Source organism: Paractinoplanes bogorensis, from assembly GCF_018829635.1.
In the GTDB taxonomy this organism is placed as follows: Bacteria; Actinomycetota; Actinomycetes; order Mycobacteriales; family Micromonosporaceae; genus Actinoplanes; species Actinoplanes bogorensis.
Window position 1 is genome coordinate 1 of sequence record NZ_JAHKKG010000022.1, and the last position, 19,244, is coordinate 19,244.

The 19,244-nt window shown below is 71.4% G+C and carries 15 protein-coding genes; 7 read left to right on the forward strand and 8 right to left on the reverse strand.

Going from position 1 to position 19,244, the window contains the following annotated elements; all coding sequences use genetic code 11:
- Positions 1-208 precede the first annotated feature (208 nt).
- Positions 209-1,135, reverse strand: a complete 927-nt coding sequence (locus tag KOI35_RS44775; protein ID WP_215795875.1) for an EamA family transporter — start codon at positions 1,133-1,135, stop codon at positions 209-211.
- Positions 1,136-1,230: 95 nt separating this feature from the next.
- Between KOI35_RS44775 and KOI35_RS44780 the strand changes: the two genes are divergently transcribed.
- Both KOI35_RS44780 and KOI35_RS44785 read left to right on the forward strand, forming a co-directional pair.
- Positions 1,231-2,016: a type 1 glutamine amidotransferase gene (locus tag KOI35_RS44780; protein WP_215795876.1), complete on the forward strand. Its 786-nt coding sequence runs from the start codon at positions 1,231-1,233 to the stop codon at positions 2,014-2,016.
- A gap of 2 nt (positions 2,017-2,018) precedes the next feature.
- A complete protein-coding gene (locus KOI35_RS44785; protein ID WP_215795877.1) occupies positions 2,019-5,030 on the forward strand; it encodes a bifunctional [glutamine synthetase] adenylyltransferase/[glutamine synthetase]-adenylyl-L-tyrosine phosphorylase in 3,012 nt (1,003 codons plus the stop codon).
- Positions 5,031-5,072: 42 nt separating this feature from the next.
- Here KOI35_RS44785 and KOI35_RS44790 read toward each other — a convergent pair whose 3' ends face one another.
- Genes KOI35_RS44790 through KOI35_RS44800 form a run of 3 tightly spaced genes read right to left on the reverse strand, consistent with a single transcriptional unit; the run spans position 5,073 to position 6,494 of the window.
- Positions 5,073-5,309 (reverse strand): hypothetical protein, encoded by a 237-nt coding sequence (locus KOI35_RS44790; RefSeq protein WP_246614834.1) that lies wholly within the window; start codon positions 5,307-5,309, stop codon positions 5,073-5,075.
- Between the two features lie 41 nt (positions 5,310-5,350).
- Positions 5,351-6,232, reverse strand: coding sequence for a helix-turn-helix domain-containing protein (locus KOI35_RS44795; protein WP_215795878.1), 882 nt, complete (start codon positions 6,230-6,232; stop codon positions 5,351-5,353).
- Positions 6,233-6,254: 22 nt separating this feature from the next.
- Positions 6,255-6,494, reverse strand: a complete 240-nt coding sequence (locus KOI35_RS44800) for a hypothetical protein (protein WP_308121444.1) — start codon at positions 6,492-6,494, stop codon at positions 6,255-6,257.
- A 297-nt stretch (positions 6,495-6,791) separates the two neighbouring features.
- On the opposite strand from KOI35_RS44800, the gene KOI35_RS44805 reads away from it, so the two are divergent.
- Positions 6,792-7,151: a hypothetical protein gene (locus KOI35_RS44805; protein ID WP_215795879.1), complete on the forward strand. Its 360-nt coding sequence runs from the start codon at positions 6,792-6,794 to the stop codon at positions 7,149-7,151.
- Here the strand turns inward: KOI35_RS44805 and KOI35_RS44810 are convergent.
- A complete protein-coding gene (locus KOI35_RS44810; protein ID WP_215795880.1) occupies positions 7,132-8,148 on the reverse strand; it encodes a Glu/Leu/Phe/Val dehydrogenase family protein in 1,017 nt (338 codons plus the stop codon). The genes KOI35_RS44805 and KOI35_RS44810 overlap by 20 nt on opposite strands.
- Positions 8,149-8,227: 79 nt before the next feature.
- On the opposite strand from KOI35_RS44810, the gene KOI35_RS44815 reads away from it, so the two are divergent.
- On the forward strand, positions 8,228-8,683 hold the full coding sequence (locus tag KOI35_RS44815; RefSeq protein ID WP_215795881.1) for an Lrp/AsnC family transcriptional regulator: 456 nt from the start codon (positions 8,228-8,230) through the stop codon (positions 8,681-8,683).
- On the opposite strand, the gene KOI35_RS44820 is transcribed toward KOI35_RS44815, so the two are convergent.
- Positions 8,644-9,954 carry an FAD-binding oxidoreductase gene (locus KOI35_RS44820; RefSeq protein ID WP_215795882.1) on the reverse strand — a complete coding sequence of 437 codons (1,311 nt, stop codon included), beginning with the start codon at positions 9,952-9,954 and terminating at the stop codon, positions 8,644-8,646. The genes KOI35_RS44815 and KOI35_RS44820 overlap by 40 nt on opposite strands.
- Positions 9,955-9,968: 14 nt before the next feature.
- Positions 9,969-11,543 (reverse strand): hypothetical protein, encoded by a 1,575-nt coding sequence (locus KOI35_RS44825; RefSeq protein WP_438870666.1) that lies wholly within the window; start codon positions 11,541-11,543, stop codon positions 9,969-9,971.
- Between KOI35_RS44825 and mptB the strand changes: the two genes are divergently transcribed.
- Genes mptB through KOI35_RS44840 form a run of 3 tightly spaced genes read left to right on the forward strand, consistent with a single transcriptional unit; the run spans position 11,542 to position 16,234 of the window.
- Positions 11,542-13,044: a polyprenol phosphomannose-dependent alpha 1,6 mannosyltransferase MptB gene (gene mptB, locus KOI35_RS44830; protein WP_215795884.1), complete on the forward strand. Its 1,503-nt coding sequence runs from the start codon at positions 11,542-11,544 to the stop codon at positions 13,042-13,044. The genes KOI35_RS44825 and mptB overlap by 2 nt on opposite strands.
- The gene (locus KOI35_RS44835) at positions 12,968-14,110 is read left to right on the forward strand and encodes a glycosyltransferase 87 family protein (RefSeq protein ID WP_215795885.1); all 1,143 of its coding nucleotides are present in this window, start codon (positions 12,968-12,970) and stop codon (positions 14,108-14,110) included. Before mptB ends, KOI35_RS44835 begins: the two co-directional genes overlap by 77 nt.
- 9 nt (positions 14,111-14,119) lie before the next feature.
- On the forward strand, positions 14,120-16,234 hold the full coding sequence (locus tag KOI35_RS44840; protein WP_215795886.1) for an esterase-like activity of phytase family protein: 2,115 nt from the start codon (positions 14,120-14,122) through the stop codon (positions 16,232-16,234).
- On the opposite strand, the gene KOI35_RS44845 is transcribed toward KOI35_RS44840, so the two are convergent.
- A complete protein-coding gene (locus KOI35_RS44845) occupies positions 16,231-19,236 on the reverse strand; it encodes an AfsR/SARP family transcriptional regulator (RefSeq protein WP_215795887.1) in 3,006 nt (1,001 codons plus the stop codon). The two genes, KOI35_RS44840 and KOI35_RS44845, sit on opposite strands and share 4 nt — an antisense overlap.
- Between the last annotated feature and the right edge of the window lie 8 nt (positions 19,237-19,244).

Sequence of the window (19,244 nt, forward strand, 5' to 3'; positions counted from 1 at the left end):
GCCGGGAGAGAGCCACACTCCGCTATATGAGTGGGCAGCGGGGGCCTGAGTTCCCTACCGATCACCTCGACCAAGCCTGGCCGGGCCGCGGTCGTACATCAAACTCTCTACAAGTAGCGGGGACCGCGCCGTGCCCCGCTGGCCGCTGGCGCGTCCAGAACGCGGGGCGCGTCACGGCGACCTGCGTAAGTGGTTGCGCCCGAAAGACTTATCCACAGCCCTGATTCGCGCGGCCCTGAGTTTCGCTAGGGTCAGCCGCGTCCCTGGGTGGGCGGGGGAGGCGGCGGCTGCTCCAGCGATCTTGAACTTCGGCCGGGCGGTTCCGGGTGACTCCGGCGCTGGCCGCGGTGACCAGCAGCAGGGCGGCGATCTCGACGGAGCCCAGGTGCTGGTCCAGCACGATCAGGCCGGCGATCGCGGCCGCGGCCGGGTTCAGGCTGACCAGGATGCCGAAGACGCGTGTCGGGATCCGGCGTAAGGCGTTGAGCTCCAGCACGTACGGGAAAATGGTCTGCAGAAGCGCCACGCACGACGCGCCGATCAGCAGGGCGGGACGCTCGACGATCGCGCTCGCACCGCCGGCTCCGAAGGGCAGGGCGACCAGGGCGGCGACGGTGAGCGAGACCGGTAGGCCGCCGGCGCCCGGCACCAGGCCGCCGACCCGCGCGGTCAGCACGATGTAGCCGGCGCCGCACGCCCCGGCCAGCGCGGCCAGCAGCAGCCCGCCGAGCGGCAATGCCGGGCCGGGATGCCAGCAGAGCAGCGCCACCCCGGCCGCGGCCATCAGCGCCCAGGTCAGGTCGAGCAGGCGCCGGGTCTGCACCAGCGCCACGGTCAGCGGGCCCAGGAACGAGATCGTGACCACCACGCCGAGCGGCACGGTGCGCATGGCCAGGGCGGAGAACAGGTTGAGGCCCGCGACCGCGACGCCCAGCATCGTCGCCGCGCGCCACGCGGGGCGCGGCCACGCCCGCAGCCGGGGGCGGACCGCTACGGCCAGCACGAGCGCGGAGATCGCCACGCGCAGCAGGACCACGCCGGTCGCGCCGAGATCGTCGAACAGGGTGCGCCCGACCGCCGATCCGAACTGGATCGACACCACCGACGCGACCACCAGCAGGGGCGCGCGGGACATGTCGTGGACGCTATCGGGAAGATCGGGGGCGTCAACCCGGGTCCGCCGTTCGGGTGACGGCGTGCGCGGATTCCCGAGGGGCTAGCCTCGTGACTGTGGCGACTGCACTAGTCATCGAGAACGACCCGACCGACGACCTGCGCCGGCTCGGCGAGTGGCTGACCGAGGCGGGCCTCGAGCTCACCGTCCGGCGGCCGCACGCCGGTGACGAGCTACCCGAGGCCCTCGACGACTACCTCGCGCTCATCGTGCTGGGCGGCGACCAGAGCGCCTATCCCGGCCCCGGCGGCGAGCCCGGCGCGCCCTGGTTCCCGGCGCTCGAGGGGCTGCTTCGCAAGGCGGTCCGCCACCGCGTGCCGACGCTGGGCGTGTGCCTCGGCGGTCAGCTGCTCGCGAGCGCCCACGGCGGGCTGGTCGAGCGCAGCACCAGCGGTCCCGAGATCGGTCCCGGCCTGGTCGCCAAGCGCGACGCCGCCGACAACGACCCGCTGTTCAAGTGGGTTCCGCTGATGCCCGACGTCATCCAGTGGCACCGCGACGAGATCACCGAGCTGCCGCTCCAGGCCGTGCTGATGGCCGCGTCGAGCCGCTACCCGCATCAGGCCTTCCGGCTCGGCGACCGGGCCTGGGGCCTGCAGTTCCACATCGAGTGCGACGCCGCGATGATCGAGCAGTGGGCGGCGAGCGACCAGGCCGGCATCGACGAGCTCGGCTACGACACCGAGGCGGTCGTGCTCGCCACCGCCGAGCTGCTGCCCGACGTCGAAGAGGTGTGGCAGCCGTTCGCGGCCCGGTTCGCCGCGCTGGCCCTCGGCACCCTGCCCGACGCCGACATACCCAACCCCGGCACCGCCCGGACCCTCCCGCTGCTGGGGCAGTGATCGTGACCAGGCCCAGCCGGCTGGCCCGGTACGGCTTCGCCGACAACGGCACCAAGGCGGCCGACCTGCTCGGCCCGGCCGGGCTGCGGCTGTGGGACCCGGAATCGCAGGCGCCGACCGGCAGCGACGCCGCCGAACTGCTCAGCTCGCTGTCTCGCGCCGCCGACCCCAACCTGGCCCTGCGCCAGCTGCACCGGCTGGTCGACGCGGCCGGGCGGGCGGCCGCGCGCGGCAACGGCGGCCGGGTCCTCGGCCCGGGCGGCGAGATCGAGATCAACGAGGGGACCGAGGCGCTGATCGGCGCGCTGGGTCAGGATCCGGGGCTGCGCCGGCGGCTGCTGGCCGTGCTGGGTGCGTCATCGGCGCTCGGCGACCACCTGGTGGCCAACCCGGCGGACTGGCGGGTGCTGGCCACCGGCAAGACCGGCCTGCCGCCCAACGCCGAGGGCCATCTCGAGGTCGAGAGCGACGAGCCGAGCGTGCCCGCGCTGCGCCGGGCCTACCGCGTCTCGCTGCTGCGCATCGCCGCCGCCGACCTGACCGGCGGGCGGGGACTGGAACCGACCATGGCCGCGTTGTCGCGTCTGGCCGACGAGACACTTGCGGCGGCGTACGCGATCGCCGTGGCCGGTCTGCCCGCGGGCACCGCCGAGCCGAGCCTGGCCGTGGTCGCGATGGGCAAGTGCGGCGGCAACGAGCTGAACTACGTGTCCGACGTGGACGTCATCTTCGTCGCCGACTCCGACGACGACCTCAACTCCGGTACGACCGTGGCCGCCCGCCTGATCGAGATCTGCGGCATGGTCGCCTGGCCGGTCGACGCCGCGCTGCGCCCCGAGGGCAGCCGGGGCCCGCTCGTCCGCACCCTGGCCAGCCACCAGGCCTACTACCGCCGGTGGGCCCGCACGTGGGAGTTCCAGGCGTTGCTCAAGGCCCGCCCGGCCGCCGGTGACCTGGCCCTGGGCCGGCGCTGGATCGACGACCTGGCCCCGCTGGTGTGGCACGCGGCCGAGCGGCCCGAGGCGGTCGCCGACGTCCGCGACATGCGCCGCAAGATCATCGACAACGTGCCCCCGGGCCTGGTCGACCGCGAGATCAAGCGGGGGCCGGGCGGGCTGCGCGACATCGAGTTCGCCGTGCAGCTGCTGCAGCTCGTGCACGGCCGCATCGACGAGACGTTGCGCCCGCCGGGCACCATCCCGGCGCTGCGGGCCCTGGTCAGCGGCGGTTACGTGGGCCGGGACGACGGCGAGACCCTGCTGCGCGGCTACCGGTTCCTGCGAGGCGTCGAGCACCGCCTGCAACTGCAACAGCTCCGCCGTACGCACACCGTGCCCGACGACCCCGGCGGCCTGCGCTGGCTGGCCGCCGCTCTCGGCTACACGGCCCTGCCCGGCCGCGACGCCGTCGAGGCGTTCCGGTCCGACTGGGTCGGTCACGCCGCCCAGGTCCGCCGCCTGCACGTCAAGCTGCTCTATCAACCGCTGCTGGAGGCGGTGGCCCGGGTGCCGGCCGAGGCGTTGCGGATGACTCCCGAGTCGGCCGGCCGGCGACTCGAGGTGCTCGGGTTCGCCGACCAGGCCGCGGCCCTGCGCCACCTGCAGGCGCTGACCGGCGGCGTGACCCGGACGTCGGCCATCCAGCGCACGCTGCTGCCGATGCTGCTGCAGGAGTTCGCCGACGCCCCCGAACCCGACCGGGGCCTGCTCAACTACCGCCACGTGTCCGACAAGCTGGGCAGCACGCCGTGGTATCTGCGCCTGCTGCGCGACGGCGGCCCGGTCGCCCGGCGGCTGGCCCGGGTGCTCAGCCTCTCGCGCTACGCCACCGACCTGCTCACCCGCGACCCCGAGGCGCTGCGCCTGCTGGCCGAGGACGCGGAGCTGCTGCCGCGCCCCCGGGCGTCCCTGCTCGACGGTTTCCTGGCCGCGGCCGGCCGGCACGCCGACGATCCGGCCCAGGCCATCGCGGCCGTCCGGGCCCGCCGCCGCCGCGAACTGTTCCGGCTGGCCTGCGCCGACATCCTCAGCCAGGCGGGCGAACTGGCCCCGGCCGAGCCGCTCGACGTCAACGCGATCGGCATCGCCCTGTCCGACGTCACCGACGCCACCCTGAACGCCGCGCTCTCCGTGGCCCGCCGGGCCCACCCCGGCCCCGAGGGGATGCGGTTCGCGATCATCGGGATGGGCCGTCTCGGCGGCTACGAGATGAGCTACCCGTCCGACGCCGACGTGCTGTTCGTCTACGAGCCCGCGCCCGGTGCCCCCGAGAACGAGTCGAGCGCGGCCGCCCACATGATCGCCGAGGAGCTGCGGCGCCTGCTCACGGCGCCCGCCCCCGACCCGGCCCTGGGCATCGACGCCGACCTGCGACCCGAGGGCCGGCAGGGTCCGCTGGTCCGCAGCCTCAACGCCTACCAGCAGTACTACGCCCGCTGGTCCCGCGTCTGGGAGGCGCAGGCCCTGCTCCGGGCTCGTTTCGTGGCCGGCGACGCGGCACTCGGCCGGCAGTTCGAAGAGCTGGCCGACAAGATGCGCTATCCCGAGGGCGGCCTGACCCGCGAGCAGGTCGTCGAGATCCGCCGCATCAAGGCCCGGGTCGAGGTGGAACGGCTGCCCCGCAACGCCGACCCGTACACCCACACCAAGCTGGGCCGGGGCGGGCTGTCCGACGTCGAATGGGCCATCCAGCTGTTGCAACTGCGGCACGCGTACGCCGTACCGGACCTGCGCAAGACCCGCACGCTGGAGGCGCTGGACGCCGCCGCCGAAGCCAAACTCGTCGACCGGGTCGACGCGGCGGCGATGACGGCCGGATGGACCCTGGCCGCCCAGGTGCGCAACGCCCTGACCCTGGTGCGGGGCCGCCCGACCGACCAGTTGCCCCGCCACGGCGTCGAGCTGGCCGGCACGGTCCTGCTGCTGGGCGGCGGCGACCCGGGCGAGTTCGTCGACCGCTACCTGCGCCTGACCCGCCGCTCCCGGGCCGCGATGGAACGTGTGCTGGAGTCCTGAGGGCGCCGACTTGTTGACGGGCCTCCGTCACAAAAGAAGAAGTCAGCCCTGACTACGGATCTTGTCGGCCGCCGCGAGCAGCACGTCGACCGGAATCTCGACGAGGCGCTCGCCGTCGGGCACCTCGACTCCGGCGGCCTCTCCGGTGGTGGAATAGCCCTGAACGATCACCGTCTCGCGATCGGTGCTGTAGACGGTGGGACACGAGCCAGCACCACATTGGCTGGCGAGGACCGTCGGTTCTTCGGTCATGGCGACAGTTTCCTCATGGGTCGTCATGACATATACGGTACGGACGGGCACAAGGCTGTTACAACGGGTCAGGCCGCGCCGGGCAGCAGCCGGATGTAACGCTTCTGGTATTTGTCCAGGATCGGGCCGATCTCGGAGACCGCGGCCGACTCGATCGCCCGGAAGACACGCTGATACTGGCGGACGATGCGCCGGCCGCCGCGCGAGTTCATGCTGCCGTTCATCAGGTCGACGATGACGTATCGATCGTCCATGAGCTCGAAGCCGTGCAGGGGCGGGAACGGCCACAGAGCATTTTCCGGTACGAGCCGGATGGTGACATTGGGCTGCTGCGCGACCTCGCGGAGCCGGTTGATCTGCCCCAGCATGTCGGTCGGCCCGCACACCTGATGGGCCAGAACCGTCTCGCTCATGATGATGTCGAAACGGCGGTTCGGGTCGTCCAGGGCCTGGCTGCGCTGGATCCGGACGGCGACGGCCTCCGAGACGGCCAGCGCCGAGTCGGCGATCTTGTCGTCATCGAGTTCGGTGCGGAACGCGGACAGGATGGCGCGAGCGTATTCGCTGGTCTGCAGCAGGCCCACGACCACGGCCGGCTGGAAGATGCGCATCTCGCGGATGGGGGCCTCGAGACGCCGGACGAAATTCTGCTGACTCGAGAGGTTCGGCGCCATCGGCTGCCAGTCGGTGCCCACCTCGTCGGAGCGCTCGGCCAGCCCCACGAGACGATCCACCTCGTCCGGTGACAGGTCCAGGGCCTCGGCGATCAGACGCACGTCCTGCGGATCGGCCGGGGATGCTCCGGTCTCCAGGCGGGAGATCTTGGCCTGGCTCATGTTGACCAGTTCGCCGAGCGCGTGGCCGGAGAGCTTGCGTCGCTTCCGCCACCGGGCCAGGACGGCACCCACCGGCTCGTCGGCGTCCTCGTCAGGGAGGGGCAAGTCGTTCATCACTCACCCCCTCCTGTCCTCGTCATGCCTGGCCGGCCGCCCTCACCGCCTCGGCGAGAAGGTCGGCGGGAATTTCCACCAGTTGCTCGCCCGGAGGGAGGTCCAGCCCGGCGTTCTCGCCGGTCACGGTGTAGCCCTGGACGACATATGTATTGCGATCGGTGCGGTAGACGGTCGGGCAACTTCCCGATCCACAGAGCGTGGCAACGAAAGTCAGTTGCGGCGCCGCATCCTTAACGACCGTTAAAGGCTGATTTGTCACAGGCGCACAATACTACGCCGGTCAAGGCCCTATGCACGAGACTTGCATAATGCCCATGTAACCACGCGGTGGAGTGTATGGGTACCCGCGCCCAACCGTCCCGGAAAAGCGAGAGAAGAATATTCACGTCGCGGGATCACGCTTGCATCCTCGTGCATAGACGTGGATATTCAGAGTGAGGGTCACAGAGAGGTAACGCGGTCGGCTCGTTGAGTAACCGAGCCGACCCCGCTGTCTCTCCGGACGACGGGGTCAGGCCCTCTTCGAGCCTTAGTTCCGTCGGACGGGAGGCCCTCGATGACCGTCAACGTGCTCGCCGGGATCGTCGCTCTGCTGGTGCTCGTCATCGTCCTCAGCGAGGTCGTGTCGGCCGTCCTTCCCCTGATCATCGTGCTGACCTGCGTGCCCGAGCGGGACCGGGAGGCGCTCGCCCGGGTGCTCGCGGCCCTCGACTCGTCGCGACGGCTGCGGGCCTGGCCGGCTCTGCGGCTGGCCGTGGCGATGCGGCGGCAGGAACGCCGAGTCGCGCGTGCCGCCCGCGATCCGCGGCGCAACCCGTACGCCCACCTCAACGAGCATTTCGCCAACATGCCGGGGGATGCGCCGCTCAACCCCTCCTACGAGCGGGCCGAGCCGGTCAGCCCACCCGCTGAGTGATCAGGGTTCGGGCCGCCGTGCTCGGGGTGCCGCCGTCCCGGGCGGCCATGGCGAAAATCCGGCCCAGGGTGTCACCGATGCCGTCCAGGCGGGCTGCGACCTGGGCCGGGGTCTCGTGGCGGAGTTCGACGGCGGTGGCCGCGATGACGCCGCCCGCGCTGACCACGTAGTCGGGCGCCCACAGGATGCCGCGGGCGTGCAGCAGGTCGGCGGTCGACGGGGTGTCCAGCTGGTTGTTGGCCGGGCCGGCGACCGCGGAGCAGCGCAGTGCCGCCACCGAGGCCGGGGTCAGCACGCCGCCCAGCGCGGACGGAACCACGACGTCGACGGCTGCGGTCAGGGCCTCGTCGGGGGTGGCCCAGGTGGCGCCCACTTCGTCGGCGAGCGCCCGCCGAGCCGGGTCGACGTCGGCGACGACCAGTTTCGCGCCGGCCTCGGACAGGAGCCGCGCGACGCGTCCGCCGACCCGGCCCAGGCCGAGCACCGCGAACGACCGGCCGTCGAGCGCGGGTGAGCCGAACCGGGCGGCGCACACGGCCCGGAGTGCGGCGACCGTGCCGACGGCGGTGCCGGGGGAGGAGTCACCGCTGCCGCCCGCCGAGGTCGGACGGCAGAAGACATTTCCCGTACGGGAACCGATCGTCACCATGTCGTCGGGGCCGGTGCCGACGTCGGGGCCGGTCGCGTAGATCCCGCCCAGATCCTCGATGACCGTGCCCACGTCGTGGAGGGCAGCCTGCCGCATCGCGTCGTCGGGCGGTGAGCTCAGCGCGACCACGGTCTTTCCGCCCCCGTTGGGCAGTCCGGCCAGCGCGCACTTGTCGGTCATCGCGGCCGAGAGGCGCAGCGCGTCGGCCAGCCCGTCCGCCCAGTCGGGATACACGGCCAGGCGGCAGCCGCCGAGCGCCTGGCCCAGAGCCGTCGAGTGCACGGCGACGATGATCGGCAACCCGGACTCGGGACCGCGTCGAATGATGATCCGTTCATGCGAGAACATAGGCCGACGCTAAACGGATGTCCGGCTCCTGCAGGCGTACGGCGAAGGAAGTTCGGTGTTACCCCGGAAAGGCAGGACCGTGGACGACATTGATTCGGCGATCGTGCGGGAACTGCAGTCGAACGCCCGGCAGACCAACCGCGACCTGGCCCGTGCGGTCGGGATCGCGCCGTCGACGTGCCTGGAACGGGTGCGGCTGCTGCGCGACCGCGGGGTGATCACCGGCTACCACGCCGAGATCAGCCTGCCCGCGCTCAACCGGCATGTGCAGGCGTTCCTGCACCTCCAGGTACGTCCGATGAGTCGCGAGGTCATCGAGAACCTCAAGACGTACATCTCCGGGCTGCCTGAGGTGTTGTCGGTCTTCGTGGTGGCGGGCGGTGACGACCTGATGGTGCACGTAGCCGTCCCGAGCGTCGACGGGCTGCACTCGTTCCTGATGGACAAGTTCACCCAGCGGCGCGAGATCGTCGGCTTCCGCAGCTCGGTGATCTATCAGCACAACCGCAATCGGGTGCTGGGCGAGATCTCCTGAGCGGGGAGCGGGGTGGCCCGGAAGACGCCGTCCGGGTCGTAGCGACGCTTGGCCGCCAGCAGACGGTCGCGGTTCGGGCCGTACGCGTGCGCGATCTGCTCGGTCTCGTCGTCGGCCAGCAGGTTGACGTAGCCGCCGGGCAACGCTTCCGGGCGGAGCGCCTCGGACAGGTCGCGGGCCCAGCGGCGGTGGCGGCCGGCGGCCGGGTCGCCGGGCTCCCACATCGCGATGTTCTCGATCATCAGGTGCGGCTCGCGCAGGCCGAACGCGGTGGCGTCCACCGGCGTCCGGGTGGGAACGCCGTGCAGCGAATGCACCGAGATCGACGACAGCGGCGAGGTCATGGCGTCACCGGCGGCGACGATGGCGGCCACCGCGGACGGTGTGAGGCCGGGCAGATTGCGCGGGCGGATCTCGACGTGCCGGCCGAACGGGAACATGGCGTCGATGCCGGCCATCATCTGCGGCTGGGTGGCCGGTCCGACCTGGACCATGAGGGGGTCACCGGCCGCGGCGACCCCGGCCAGGGCGCGTTCGCCGGCGTCCGGGTCGCCGCACCACGTCGGGGCCGCGAACACCGCCGGGTTGCCGTCCGGCCCGGCGAAGACACCGCACTGGATCGTCAGCTCGTCCGGGGCGGCCGGCATCTGCTCGCCCAGCGCGGTCAGCACCGTCGTGGCCTGCGCCCAGGGGAACAGGATCATGCCGCCGAGCAGCGAGGGCACCCGGTGCAGGCGTACGCGCAAGGAAGTGACCACGCCGAAGTTGCCGCCCCCGCCGCGCAGAGCCCACAGCAGCTCGGGGTCGTCTTCCGTGTTGATGACCGTGCCGTCGGCCCGCACCAGTTCGGCCCCGAGCACGTTGTCGGCGGCGAGCCCGAAGCGCCCGGACAGCGGGCCGTAGCCACCGGCGAGGCTCAGGCCGGCCAGACCGACCGCGCCCGCCGTGCCGGTCGCGACGACGAAGCCGTGCCCGTGGGCCGCGCGGGCCACGTCGGCCGAGGTCGCGCCGCCGCCCACGTCGGCCACGCCGGCCTCCGCGTCGACGGTCACGTCGCGCATGCCGGAGAGATCGAGCGTGACGCCGCCGTCGGCGAGGGCCGCCCCGGTCCAGCCGTGACCACCACCGCGTACGGAAAGGGGCTGTCCGGTTTTGACGCCGGCCTGCACGTCGGCCGTCCCGGCACAGGGCACCACCGCGGCGGGCCGATGGTCGACGGCACCGTTCCAGAGCGCACAACAGGAGTCGTAGACCGGTCCGGACGTCAGCACGTTGCCTCCCGAGATCAGCTTCCGCTGGTCACCGTATATCGGCCGGGACGCGGAATCCGGACGACGATCCAGTCGCCTTGCCGACTCAGGGACGCGCCATTGTCGACGGTCAGCCAGCGGTTCCAGTGGATGCGTACGGGGACATCTCCGGCCGTCCCGGCGTCGAAGGTCAGCGCGGCGGCGTCCTGGGTGACGAGCGTGCCGGGCGCGGTGACGATCGGGCGGGGATCGGTGACCGCGTAGAGCCGCCAGTGGGCGTCGCTCCAGACCTCGGTCAGGTAGGGCAGGCCGGTCGCGACGAGTTCCGCCTCGGGGCGGCCGGACCAGGTCAGCTCGGCGTCGGGCACGGCCACGAACTGGACCGCGAGCTCGTCGAGCCAGGCCCGGTAGCTGTCGGCGGTCAGGGCGACACCGGTGCCACGAGCGCCGGGGATGTGCTCGAAGAAGAGCGGGTTGCGGTCGATGTCGGCCTGGCGCAGCCATCCGCGGGCGAGCGGCACGTCGCCCATGTGCGCGGCCTCCCAGTAGGCGCGGGTGGCCGGGATCTCGACCCGGCCGGTCAGCCGTTCCTGCGCGAGCCGATCGCGGAGCGGCCGGAAGTAGGCGGGATCGGCGGTCGGGTTCCCGATGTCGCGGACGTCGGCGGTCACCACCGCGGGTTGCCACCAGCCGGCCGCGGCCACCAGCAGGACGACGCCCCAGGTGGGCGTGCGCGTGCTCCGGGGGAAGGTGGCGTAGGCGGCCAGCAGCGGAAGCGTGAACATGACGGCCAGGCGGGTCGCGTTGAGGCCGACCGGGGTGTGGACCAGGGCTGCGGCCAGCACGCCGGCGGCCGAGAGCAGCGCTCCGATGCGGACCGGGCGGCGGGGGACCAGGGCCGCTACGAGCAGGCCGGCCACCACGGCCCGTACGGTGTCGGTCCGGCTGATGTTCATCCAGCCGCCGTCGCCGAAGAGCAGCGCGCTGAGGGCCAGGGGGATCGTCGCGGGGAGGGCGAGGAGCAGGCCCGTTCTCTTGGTGTTCAGCAGAAGTGCTGTGCCGGCCAGGCCCAGGAACAGCGCGACGACGGGGCTGGTGGCGGCGGCCAGCAGTGCGAGCAGCGGGGTGAGCCAGGTGCGTCGCGAGGTCGTGAGGGCGACCAGGGCGGCGAGACCCAGGCACACACCCAGCCCGTACGTGACCCGGCCGCTGATCAGATTGCCGGCTATGCACGCCGTGCCGATGACCGAACCCAGGACCGGGCGCGGGGCGTCGGTGCGGCGCAACAGCACGGCGAACAGGACCGCGGACGCCAGCAGGGCCAGGGCCCCGGTCACGCGGACACCGAGCAGGGCCATCACGGGCTGTGAGGTCAGGCTGTAGCCGAGCTGGTCGACACCGGCATACCAGCGGAGGTCGATCGGGGTGTAGCCGTGCGCGGCGAAGAACCCGGCCCGCGCCTCCTGAGCCGCCAGGTCGGAGCCCATCGGCGGGAGCACCAGGTAGATCACGCCGAGGACCGCCGCGAGCACGGCGGTGACCCACTCCAGCCGGTGCCGAGCCCACACGCGGACAGACCCTACCCGTACGCACGGTAGTGTGCCCCTCATGCCCCGCCCCGCCGTCGTCCGCTATGCGGGCCTGGCGGGCAGCGTGTCGCTCGCCCTGGCCGCGTGGCTGGGCGGCGCGACGAACCCGTGGCAGCCGACGATCACCCCGCGCACGATCTTCGCCGGCGAGAACGGCGTCCTGCTTCCCGTCGCCTGGCTCGCGGGCACGGCTCTGCTGATCGCCGCGTGGATCGTGGGCCTCCGGGTCGAGAAGACCGCGCGCTGGGCCTACGTGACGGCGGCGTTGTGGATGCTGCCGTTGCTGGCGTTCCTGCCGTTGGGAAGCTACGACGCTTACTCGTACGCGTGTCAGGGATGGCAGCAGAGTGCCGGGCTGGACCCGTACGGGGGAGGGGTCGATCTTCTCGGTTGTCCCTGGGCCGATGCGGTGGCGCCGACCTGGCGGGATGCGCCGGCGCCCTACGGTCCGTTGTTCCTGGTGCTGGCCGGTGTCGCGGCCAAGACGGGCACGCTGACCGGGACGCTCGCCGGGCTGCGGATCATCGCGCTGCTCGGAGTGGCGCTGATTGCTGTGTCGTTGCCGGTGCTCGCGCGGCGTGGTGGTGTTCCGGTGTCGCGCGTGGTCTGGCTGGTGCTTGCCTGTCCGCTGGTGCCGATCCATTTGATCTCGGGCGCGCACAACGACGCACTGATGGTCGGGCTGATGGTGGCGGGGCTGGCCGTGGCGGTGGTCGGGAAGCGGCGGGCTGCTCTGCTGACGGGGGTGCTGCTCGGGCTCGCGGTGGCGGTGAAGGCTACTGCTGTGGTGGTGGTGCCGTTCGCGCTGCTGCTTCTGCTCGACCGGCGGCGCCGGGCTGCGGGGCCGGCGATTGTCGGCGGTGATCGAGCCGTGGACCGGGCGGCGGCTGCTCGGCAAACGGAAAAAGCCGACGAAAGGTACTTTGGGCTGCGTGCGGGCTGGCGGCCGGCTGCGGTTCTGGTGGGTGGGATGGTTCTGGCCACCGCGGCGATCTCGCTGGTCAGTGGGCGTGGGCTGGGGTGGGTGACGGCGCTCAGCGGCAGCGGCGTCTCGGTGCAATGGACCTCGTTGCCGACGGCGATCGGCATGACCCTCGAGCTGGTGGGCGCGTCGGGGGCGGTAGCCGTCACCCGCATCGTCGGGATTGTTGTGCTGGCGGTTCTGCTCGTCCGGCTGTGGTGGAGGGCGCACGAGAGGGATGCGCTGCTCTACGCGGGCTACGCGCTGGCGGCGACTGTGTTGCTGGCTCCGGTGTTCCATCCCTGGTACGCGTTCTGGCCGCTCGCCGTCCTCGCGGCCACGATGAGAACGAAGCTGAACTGGCTGGTCGTCCCGTGTGCGGTTGCGGCTGCCCTCTGTCTGCCCGACGGGTACAACCTGGCCCTGGCCGTGAAAGCACAGGGCGCGGTCGCGATGACGGTCTTTCTAGCCTGGATGTTGGTACATGAAGCGAAAAGTTGGACTGCTGAGCGTCGCGGCGCTGGTCACGCTCCTGATCGTCTATCTCGCCGAGACACGTAACGGCTACTTCGACTCCAAGGTCTACTACGGCGCGATCCAGTACTGGTACCGGGGCGATGGCGGCATGGTCTACGACTGGCTGCGGCCCGGCACCCCGTACGGCTTCACCTATCCACCCTTCGCGGGACTGGTCATGGCGCCCATGGCGTTGCTCCCGTTCGGGGCCGTCGTGGTCATCGCGGTGGTCGCCACGGTGCTCACCACGGCACTGCTCACGTGGTGGTTCACGAAGGATCTGATTCGGCGGAAGCAGTGGACCGTCTGGTTCGCGTACGGGATCGCGGTCTGCCTGGCCCTGTCTTTCGAGCCGATCCGCGAGACCATCACGTTCGGTCAAGTCAACACGCTGTTGCTGACGCTCGTGGCGGGTGATCTGCTTTTCGGGCTGAGCCGGAACAAGAAGTGGGGCGGGGTCGGCATCGGGCTGGCCACCGCGATCAAGCTCACGCCGGGCATCTTCATCGTCTATCTGCTCGTGACCCGTCGCTGGCGGGCCGCCGCGACCGCCGCCGCCACGGCCGCGGGCGCCACACTGCTCGCCGCCGCGATCTTTCCGAACGAGTCGCGCGAGTTCTGGACGTCGGCATTGTGGGACACCAACCGGGTCGGCGTACTGTCCTATTTGTCCAACCAGTCCGAGCGGGGCTTCCTGGCCCGGCTGCCGATCCCGCAGATCGAATCGAAGGTCTGGATCGTCCTCGTGCTGGCCACTCTCGCGTTCTGGGCGTGGCGCGTGGCCAAGGCGCCCGACGACATCATGGGTGGACTCGCGCTGACCGGCATCGTGGGCTGCCTGATCAGTCCGGTGACGTGGATCCATCACTGCGTCTGGCTGCTGCCGGCGATCGTCCGGTGCGTCGAGACCAACCGCCGAGCACTGGGTATCAGCGCCTATCTGGTGATGACCAGCCGCGTCACGTGGCTGTGGGAGAAACGCCCCCGGCCCCCGCTCGAGCTCATCGGCAGCAACCTCTATGTCTGGTTCAGCCTGGCCCTGCTGATCTGGACACCCATCGGCACCCGTCGTTCAACCGAAGTCCATGAAGAGGACAAGATCCTCACGTAGTCAGAGCGCATGCGTAAACGCTCGGCAATCGCCCTGCTCGGCCTGGCCGCGACATTCGTCGCCGCACCCGCGCAGGCCCATCAGCGGGACACAGAATTCAAGCGGCTTTCCACGTTCCCGGCATATCTGAACTCGTCGATCGACGACACGGCCGCCGCCGAGATCTCCACGGTCACCGAGGACGGCCGTACGGTCGTCTACTCCGACAGCCCGGGCAAGCGCCTCGGCTTCGTCGACATCACCAACCCGGGCCAGCCGAAGCCGGCCGGCACCCTCGCGCTCGACGGCGAGCCCACCTCGGTCGCGCACCTCGGCCGTCTGCTGCTGGCCGGCGTCAACACCAGCGCCAGCAAGGTCGACCCGTCCGGCAAGCTGGTCGTGATCGACGACCGCAGCCGCAAGATCGTCCGCACGATCGACCTGGGCGGCCAGCCCGACTCGGTCGCGGTGGCGCCGAGCGGCCGCTACATCGCGGTGGCGATCGAGAACGAGCGGGACGAGGACGTCAACGACGGCGCGATCCCGCAGCTGCCCGCGGGTTACCTGTCGGTGATCGACACCAAGACCTGGAAGGCCTCCAAGGTCGAGCTCACCGGCCTGGCCGCGGTCGCCCCGACCGACCCGGAGCCCGAGTACGTCAGCGTCAACTCCCGCGACGAGGCGATCGTCTCGCTGCAGGAGAACAACCACTTCGCGATCGTGTCGCTGGCGTCGAAGAAGGTCGTCAAGAGCTTCTCGGCCGGCGAGGTCACGGTGTCCGGCGTGGACACCAAGGACGACGACAACATCACGCTCGACGGCACCATCACCGCGCGGCGCGAGCCGGACGGCGTCACCTGGATCAACGACTACATGTTCGCCTCGGCCAACGAGGGCGACTGGGTCGGCGGCACCCGCGGCTGGACCATCTTCTCGCGGGACGGCCAGGTCATCTGGGACGCGGGCAACTCGCTCGAGCACATCGCGGTCGAGCACGGCCAGTACCCGGACAAGCGCTCGGACGCCAAGGGCATCGAGGTCGAGAACGTCGCGTTCGCCAAGATCGGCCGGACGCCGTACGTGTTCGTCAACTCGGAGCGCGGCAACTTCACCGCCGTCTACGACGTGTCGAACCCCTGGAAGCCGAAGTTCGAGCAGCTGATGCCGACCGTGAACTCGCCCGAGGGCGTCGTCGCGGTGCCGTCGCGGGGTCTCGTGGTGGTCTCCAGCGAGGAGGAGAACCCGGACGCCAACATCCGCGGCGCGATCCAGATCTTCGGCGTGGGTTCCCCGAACAAGGGGAACGAGATCGTCTCGGACAACCTGATCCCGTTCGGCACGCTGTCGGCGCTGTCCGCGGTTCCGGGCACGCGCAACCAGCTCGTGTCGGTGACCGACTCGGCCTACACGCCGACCCGGATCCTGACGATCGACACCCAGTCGCGTCCGGCCAAGATCTACAAGCAGCTGACCGTCACCAAGGACGGCAAGCCGGTCGGTTACGACGCCGAGGGCATCGTCGCGCGCAAGGCCGGTGGCTACTGGCTGGCCAGCGAGGGTTCGGCCACGACGCCCAACCTTCTGGTGCGGCTGGACGACAAGGGCCGGACGCAGCAGGAGATCCCGCTGCCGGCCGACATCGCGGCGGCCGTCACCACCAACGGTTTCGAGGGCGTCTCCGAGGTCGGGAACAGCCTGTGGGTCGCCGTCCAGCGCCCGCTCAAGACCGACCCGGTTTCCCAAACCAGGATCGGCCGGTACGACCTCAAGACCGGTACGTGGTCGTGGCTGCTCTACCCGCTCGACACCGCCCCGATCGGCTGGACCGGCCTGTCCGAGATCGTCGCGGTCGACGGCAACACCTTCGCCGTGATCGAGCGGGACAACCAGCGCGGCCCGCAGGCGTCGATCAAGAAGATCTACAAGTTCGACGTCCCGGCCACCTGGACCGGCACCCCGACCGTCAAGAAGAAGCTCGTCAAGGACCTGCTGCCGCTGCTCAAGGCCGACCACGGCTGGGTGCAGGACAAGGTCGAGGGCCTGGCCATCGCCGGTGACGGCCAGACGTACGCCGTGACCGACAACGACGCGCTCGACGACGCCACCGGCGAGACCGTCTTCCTGCGCCTGGGACGGCTCTTCTAGATGAGTGACGCGGCGGTGGCCATCGTGGTCCCCGCTGCTGATCGGTAAGACGAATCGAAGCCCGCGTCGCCCAGTGCGGCGCGGGCTTCGAACGTGAGGCGCTCGACGTCCGGCACCGAGAGATCCCGCGATCCCCGTACGGCGTCCGACGCACCCAGAAGCACGGCCGCCCGCTCGAAGTCGCCCTCACGAACCGCCAGATCGGCCAGCCCAACCAGGGTCAGCGCGATGACCGGGGAATCCTTCGACTCGACGGCCGTCCGCACCGCGTCGGAGTGTTTCGCCCGGGCGGCGTCGAACTCGCCGGCCGCGGCCAGAATCAGCCCCTGGGTGTGCATCGCCATCGCGTAGAACTGCGGGACCGCGGCCGGGTGATTCATGGTGGCCAGGGCCATCTCCATGCTGCGGGCGGCCTCGTCGAGGTCACCGTCCATCCGGGCGAACATCGCTGTCCCGTACGCCACCGAGGCCAGCACCTCGGGCAACGCGACCTCGTCGGCGCCCTGCTGGGCCTGCTTGAGCGTGGCCCGGGCCTCGTCGAACTCGCCGGACAGCCACAGCTGGTGGGCGAGCTTCACGTCCATCTGCGGCAGGTCTTCGCGGATGCCGACCTCGCGGACCAGCGCGATCGCCTCGCGCTGCCAGGTCACGGCCTGCCGGAAGTCGCCCCGAGCGGCCGCCATGTCGCCCAGCGAGCTCAGCGCGAACCCGATGCCCCACCGTTCGCCGATCGCCCGGAACCCGTCCAGCGCCTCACGCATCTCGGCCTCGGCCACCTCGGCGCTCTGCCCGAAGTTGAGCCGCAGCTGGGCCACGAACAGCTTCGCGACCGAGCGCAACCACGGCTCCGGATCGTCGAACAGCGGCTCCACCATGGCGAACCCGGCCATCGGGTCGTTCTCGTCGTCGAACATCGCCGAGAGCGGGGGGATGAGCCGCAGCGCCGGATGGTTCGGGGTGATGCCGGCGGTGAGCTCCCGGGCCGTACGGAAATAGGCCTCCACCCGGCTGACCGGCAGCCCGCCTTCGAGACCGTTGATCGCCGCGTACGCGTTGGTCAGCGCGATGTCTTCGACCTCGGCGTCGCCCGGCATCTCGGCGACGGCGGCGGCCAGCGGCGCGCCCTCGGACCGGTGCCCGCTCAGCCACCAGTACCAGCCGAGCCGGGCCACCAGCGCCGACGCGGTCGCCCGGTCGCCGGCCAGGATCGCCGCGCGTACCGAGCTCTGCAGGTTGTCGTGATCGGCGGCCAGGCGGGCCAGCCAGACCAGCTGGTCACGGCCCCGCAGCTCGGGATCGGCGGCGCCGGCCCGGGCCAGCAGCCAGCCGGCCAGGGCCAGGCGCTGCGACTCGGACTCGCCCGCCTCGGCCAGCCGTTCCAGCCCGTACTCGCGGATCGTCTCGAGCATGCGGTAACGACCGTCCGGCCCGAGCACGAGCAACGACTTGTCGACCAGCCCGCCCAGTGCGTCGAGGTCGGCCCGGCACACCTGCTCGGCCGCGTCGAGGTCGGCGCCGCCCTGGAACAGCGCGAACCGCCGCCACAGCCGCCGCTCGGGTTCGGCCAGCAGATCCCAGCTCCAGTCGACCACCGCGCGCAGCGTCTGGTGGCGGGGGAGCGCGGTGCGGCTGCCCCCGGTGAGCAGGCGGAACCGGTCGGTCAGGCGGTCGGCCAGCACGGCCACCGGCAGGGTGCGCAGCCGGGCCGCGGCCAGCTCGATGGCCAGTGGCATGCCGTCCAGCGCCCGGCACACCCGTACGACGGAAGGGGTGTTCTCCTCGGTCAGCACGAAACCCGTGGCGCGATCGAGCAGGAGGCGTACGGAGGGAAAAGCGGAAGCGGCCGACGCACCCGCACCCACCGGCGGGAGAGCCAGCGGCTCGACCGGATAGAGCCGCTCGCCGGTGATGCCCAGCGGCTCGCGGCTGGTGGCCAGCAACGTCAGGCCGGGCGCGGCGCGCAGCAGATCGTCGGCGACCTCGGCCGCGGCGGCGATCAGATGCTCGCAGTTGTCCAGGATGAGCAGCATCGTGCGGCCGGCCAGCGACTCCCGCAGCCCGGAGCGGGCGCTGTGACCGGGCCGGTCGAGCACGGCGTGCCCGCGCATGCCCAGGGCGCCGAGGATGGCCTGCGGGATCTCGGCCGGATCGGTCACGGGGGCCAGCTCGACCCGCCACACCTCGCCCGGGACCGTGCCACCGGCCTCGACCGACAGGCGCGTCTTGCCGCTGCCGCCCGGCCCGAGCAACGTGACCAGGCGATTGTTCTCGAGCAGCCGCCGCACGGCGGTGACGTCACCCTCACGGCCCACGAAGCTGGACACCTCGGCCGGCAGGTTGCCGCGTTTCGGTTCGGCGCCGCGCAGCACCGAGACGTGCAGCGCGCGCAGGTCGGGGGACGGATCGGCGCCGAGCTCGTCGGCCAGGCGGGTGCGGAACGCCTCGAACACCTCGAGCGCCCGCCCCGGGTTGCCGGCCGTCTCGTGCGCCCGCATCAGCAGCGCCACCAGCGACTCGTCGAGCGGGTTGGCGGCGAGCATGCTCTCCACGTCGGGGACGACGTTGCGCCGGCCGAGGTCGGCGGCCAGGCGCTGTTTGAGCGCGATCAGGCGCAGCTGCTGCAGGCGTACGGCCTCGGCCCTCGCCACCTCGGGAAACTCCAGGTCGCCGCGCCACAGGGCGAGCGCCCCGGCCGGATCGGTGGTCGCCAGCCGGGTGAAGACGTGCGCGTCGACCTGGTCGGGCTCGACCACCAGGCGGTAGCCGTGCGGCGCGGCCTCGAGCACCAGCTCGGGCTCGGCCCGGCGCAGCCGCGACACGAGCGCCTGCAGCGCGTTGGCCGCGGCGGCGGGCGGATCGTCGCCCCACACGCCGTCGATCAGGCGGTCGGCCGAGACGACCCGGCCCGGTTCGAGGGCGAGCAGAATCAGCAGCGCACGCAGCCGCGCACCCGACACGGTGCGGCCGCGCAGCTCCAACGGCCCGAGCACCGCGATTTCCACGGGTCCGA

What these genes read in the sequence shown, in the direction of transcription:
- KOI35_RS44795 (WP_215795878.1), bottom strand. Translation starts at nt 6,232, where the DNA reads ATGAACGACTTGCCCCTCCCTGACGAGGACGCCGACGAGCCGGTGGGT.
- KOI35_RS44775 (WP_215795875.1), bottom strand. Translation starts at nt 1,135, where the DNA reads ATGTCCCGCGCGCCCCTGCTGGTGGTCGCGTCGGTGGTGTCGATCCAG.
- KOI35_RS44805 (WP_215795879.1), top strand. Translation starts at nt 6,792, where the DNA reads ATGACCGTCAACGTGCTCGCCGGGATCGTCGCTCTGCTGGTGCTCGTC.
- KOI35_RS44825 (WP_438870666.1), bottom strand. Translation starts at nt 11,543, where the DNA reads ATGAGGGGCACACTACCGTGCGTACGGGTAGGGTCTGTCCGCGTGTGG.
- mptB (WP_215795884.1), top strand. Translation starts at nt 11,542, where the DNA reads ATGCCCCGCCCCGCCGTCGTCCGCTATGCGGGCCTGGCGGGCAGCGTG.
- KOI35_RS44835 (WP_215795885.1), top strand. Translation starts at nt 12,968, where the DNA reads ATGAAGCGAAAAGTTGGACTGCTGAGCGTCGCGGCGCTGGTCACGCTC.
- KOI35_RS44810 (WP_215795880.1), bottom strand. Translation starts at nt 8,148, where the DNA reads ATGTTCTCGCATGAACGGATCATCATTCGACGCGGTCCCGAGTCCGGG.
- KOI35_RS44790 (WP_246614834.1), bottom strand. Translation starts at nt 5,309, where the DNA reads ATGACGACCCATGAGGAAACTGTCGCCATGACCGAAGAACCGACGGTC.
- KOI35_RS44840 (WP_215795886.1), top strand. Translation starts at nt 14,120, where the DNA reads ATGCGTAAACGCTCGGCAATCGCCCTGCTCGGCCTGGCCGCGACATTC.